We start from the raw sequence: 3,931 nt of genomic DNA, 5'->3' as shown, positions 1-3,931 counted from the left end.
CCGACTGGGCCGGCACCCGCACCGGCCTGTCCTACATTCCGCCCGGCTCGCCCTGGCACAACGGGTACGTCGAGTCGTTCAACAGCAGGCTCCGCGACGAGTGCCTGAACATCAACAGCTTCTACTCGCTGCTGCACGCCCAGGTCGTGATCGGCGACTGGAAGACCGAGTACAACCATGACCGCCGGCACTCATCGCTCGGATACCTCGCACCGGTCGACTACGCTCGGCAATGCACCCATCAACTGGAAACCGACGACTCGCACAGCGACCGGACCGAATGAAGGGGGCGGCCCAGCTTCCCTGCGCACGTTCTTCGTGGGCCAGTGCCTTCTGCAGTTCAGCAACGTCTACAAGCGTTGGCGTCGAGAAGAGCTGCGTTCATATGCGGAGCCGCAGGCTCCGCCGCCCGCAGCGGCCTGGGCCGACGACTTCGAGGAGGGTCCGTCGACGTCGGCTGCTCCCGACGCGAGCGAGGCGGCGCACATCAAGGACGAGCTGCGTCGTGCATTCGGGAGCATCAAGGACGAGCGTGTCCGCTCAGCCTTTTATCTGAACGTGACGCATGGCTTCACGCACGCGGAGATCGGCGAGAAGCTTGGCATGACCGCGAAAGCGGTGGAGTCGGCGATCGCGCGCGCACGTCAGCAAGTACGACAGAACCGGGAGTCCGCATGAGCAGTGAATTTCGAGGCAAGATCGAGCGCTCGTCCTTCGGGACCCAGAACGCGAAGGCGGCACGCCGAACCGTTTCCGCCAACAAAGCGCAGTCGCTCGTCTCGCGATCGATGACGGGCAAGACTCAATCGAAGCAGTTGAGAGGCCGCGAGGGGAAGTGACCAGCGGCGGACATATACCGAGATGTCGGGATCACAACGGAAAAGAGCCGCCCCGCGGTAACGGGACGGCTCACAAGCCCTGAGAAGGTCAGGTCTCATCCAGAGCACTGACTGTACCGGAGTTGGCAGCCGCAGACTAGCGGCGCTCCATCTCATGGCACCCCGGCACCAATCAGTGAAGGAGTTCCCATGGGAACCGTTCGTCGCTCTGCATCCACCGGTCGTTTCGTCTCCAAGGCCGCTGCGGCCCGCTGGCCCGGAAAGACCACCACCGAACGTGTCGGTTCCGGCACGAGCAACTCGACCACGGTGCACCGCTCCGCGTCGTCGGGCCGGTTCGTCACCGAATCGACCGCCAACCGCAACCCGGGCGGCACGATCAGCCAGCGCGTCTAATCGAACCTGAGGGCCTGCACGTGCACACGTGCAGGCCCTCGTTGTGTAAGTCGAGGGCCTCCAGAACCCCGTCGGTGGCGGTCAGTAGTTCACCTTGTCGATGACGAGGTTCCCGTCGAGCATCTCGTGCGGGACGGGTCCTGCACTGGGGGAGCGGGATGGTCAGTCTCACGAGGTCGGGGTCCGCAACGGTCTCCGCGGACGCCAAGGCGTGAGCGCCCGGGACGGCAACGCCGACCGGCATCTCAATGTCTGCCGCAGCGCCGGAGCCGGCAATGTTCACCGGAAGCCGGCGGCGAGTACTGTTCACCCGAAGGCTAGTGGGGGAGCTTTCCCCTCGTTCGTTCAAGTCTGGCCTTGCGTTGCCTAGACCTTGCGACGGAAGCCGGTGGAGTCCCGAGTGACATCGGGCGACCAACGATGCGGTTCTCGCTTCACGTCGGGCCACTCGAGATCAGATCGAACGATATCCGGTCCGCGCCGGTGTGTCGGAAGCCCGTCGAAGCCGACCGGGCTGATCCTGGGCGCAGGCGACGAAGATGTGCCTACCGGCACTCCGCCTCCCTCCGGGAGTGATGATGAAGCCAGCTGAGATCGCACGGATGATCGCTCGTCGACGGTTCTCGAAAGAGTCGGAGCTGCACTGGGTGCCGCGTGATCATCGTTCGGAGACTGGCTATGCGAACAACACCTCGTTCGCACCGGTCGACCGAAGTCTCGGCCGTTTGGATTGGTCTGTCATCGACCCCATGAAGGTTCGAGTATCGAAGGGCGCCAGCCACTTCTTCACAGGATCTGAGTACTTCTGGAGTCGCACCCGCAGCCACGTGTGGTGTGAGTCTCAGTTCGAGCGCGACGAGTTGATGTGGCTCGATTATGGCGGACAGGCCGAAAGGGTGTGGTCGCAGCCGTTTGGCGTGGTGTTCGGCGTCCGCTCGCCGATGGCCGGTCATTGGCATGTGCCGGATTTCCTGTTGCAGATGTCGGACGGCTCTTATGCCGTTCGGGACGTGAGGCCAGAGGAACTCATCGACGAGTATGCGCAACTGCAGTTCGATGAGACGGCGCGAGTGTCGGCAACGCTCGGCTGGCAATATCAGGTGCTTTCCGGCCACAGCCTTCATGCGACCCGCGTGGTCGAATGGTTGTCGGCGTCGCGTCATGACCGCTGCAGGCCGCCTGCTGCCGTCAAGGACCGGATCCTCGAGGCGGCAACTCTCGGCAAGACTCGCCGGGAGTTATGCGAGCTGGCATCACCAGATTGCCCACCTCTTGCTTGCGCTTGGATTGACAACCTCGCCTGGCGCAGGCTGCTCGAGCTCGATCTGTCGGCGGTCTTCAACAGCAACACGCTACTGACTACCGCCCATCGGGAGAGAACGGACGCGATCGGTGTCTGACGAGAAGAAGCTGAAGCTCGGAGACACTTTCGACATTGACGGCGAGAGCTGGGTCTGGGTCCACATCATCCCTGGCCTAGAGGTGAAGCTCCGATCTGAGAGCGCACCCGATCGACACCTGATCATGTCCGTAGACGAGTTCCTGCTCCAGGCCGGAACAGCCCAACGGGATCGCATCGTATCTCTTCGGCCGGACGGGGATGCATGGCCGACCGACGTATGCGATATGGAAGCCCATCTCCTTGAGGCGTTCACTGGCAAGCCGATGGATCCGTTGGCCTCCGCTCCTCGGGCACAATATGACCCTGCACTGACAACTCAGAACGCACGTGTTGACGCGAAGCTGCTCGAGCTAAAAGGCACTTCACTTGGGCGAGCGCGCAGCACCTTTCACCTCCTGTGGAAGACGTACCAGCAAGGCGGTGCAGCCGGACTGAATGCCCGCATGCATCGCAAGGGCGAGCAGCGACTCGCCATCAGCCGGGCAGATCCACGGCTGGTGACGATCATCGATCGATTCCTCGATCGTCAGACGGACAAGTCGACGAGCAGCAAACGCCGGTGCGCTGTCTTGGTGAGGCGAGCGCTCGAGACCACCTACCCCGGCGATCCTTTATGTGAGATCAAGGCTCGCACCCTCCAGGGCTACATCAACGAGCGGGCTGCCGGCCGTTACAGCTTCGACAAAGCGACCACCCGGCGAAACACCGACAACAGCCCCAAGCGTCAGTACTACTCCGGGGCTGCCTATCAACTTGGGGAGCGATGCGAGATCGATTCAACGAAACTCGACGTTCTCGTCTGGGATGAGAACAGCGAGTTCCGGCCGACACTCACCGTGCTTCTCGATGTCGCAAGCCGGGTACCGCTCGCTTGGGCGATTCACGCGGACAGCCCCGGCGGATTCGACCATGCGCTCCTGCTCGCCCGGGCTGTCATCGGTCGCAAAGCCGTACCTGGTTCAGGAGCAGCCACCCTCGCAGGGTCAGCCACGTTGCCTGGGCCGCCCCCTTCATTCGGTCCGGTCGCTGTGCGAGTCGTCGGTTTCCAGTTGATGGGTGCATTGCCGAGCGTAGTCGACCGGTGCGAGGTATCCGAGCGATGAGTGCCGGCGGTCATGGTTGTACTCGGTCTTCCAGTCGCCGATCACGACCTGGGCGTGCAGCAGCGAGTAGAAGCTGTTGATGTTCAGGCACTCGTCGCGGAGCCTGCTGTTGAACGACTCGACGTACCCGTTGTGCCAGGGCGAGCCGGGCGGAATGTAGGACAGGCCGGTGCGGGTGCCGGCCCAGTCGG

The 3,931-nt window shown here is 63.0% G+C and carries 6 protein-coding genes; 5 read left to right on the top strand and 1 reads right to left on the bottom strand.

Annotated features, from left to right (window positions below):
- The 5 genes from A4X16_RS13935 to A4X16_RS17880 form a co-directional block, all read left to right on the top strand.
- Nucleotides 1-284, top strand: a 284-nt coding sequence (locus A4X16_RS13935) for an integrase core domain-containing protein (RefSeq protein WP_157560184.1), incomplete at its 5' end; no start/stop codon positions are given.
- Between the two features lie 34 nt (nucleotides 285-318).
- Entirely contained in the window at nucleotides 319-678 is a 360-nt protein-coding gene (locus tag A4X16_RS13930; RefSeq protein ID WP_231880377.1) for an RNA polymerase sigma factor, read from the top strand.
- Nucleotides 679-1,028: 350 nt separating this feature from the next.
- A complete protein-coding gene (locus tag A4X16_RS13925; protein WP_017201940.1) occupies nucleotides 1,029-1,235 on the top strand; it encodes a hypothetical protein in 207 nt (68 codons plus the stop codon).
- 578 nt (nucleotides 1,236-1,813) lie between these two features.
- Nucleotides 1,814-2,635 (top strand): TnsA-like heteromeric transposase endonuclease subunit, encoded by an 822-nt coding sequence (locus tag A4X16_RS13920; RefSeq protein ID WP_197429191.1) that lies wholly within the window; start codon nucleotides 1,814-1,816, stop codon nucleotides 2,633-2,635.
- Entirely contained in the window at nucleotides 2,628-3,740 is a 1,113-nt protein-coding gene (locus tag A4X16_RS17880) for a hypothetical protein (protein WP_157560203.1), read from the top strand. Before A4X16_RS13920 ends, A4X16_RS17880 begins: the two co-directional genes overlap by 8 nt.
- Here the strand turns inward: A4X16_RS17880 and A4X16_RS13915 are convergent.
- The coding region (locus A4X16_RS13915) for an integrase core domain-containing protein (protein ID WP_157560184.1) at nucleotides 3,648-3,931 on the bottom strand (284 nt) is incomplete at its 5' end. The genes A4X16_RS17880 and A4X16_RS13915 overlap by 93 nt on opposite strands.

This window comes from Microbacterium sp. H83 (assembly GCF_001650405.1).
Lineage (GTDB): Bacteria > Actinomycetota > Actinomycetes > Actinomycetales > Microbacteriaceae > Microbacterium.
Note: the sequence above shows the minus strand (reverse complement) of the source record. Positions and strands in the feature narration are given on the sequence as shown.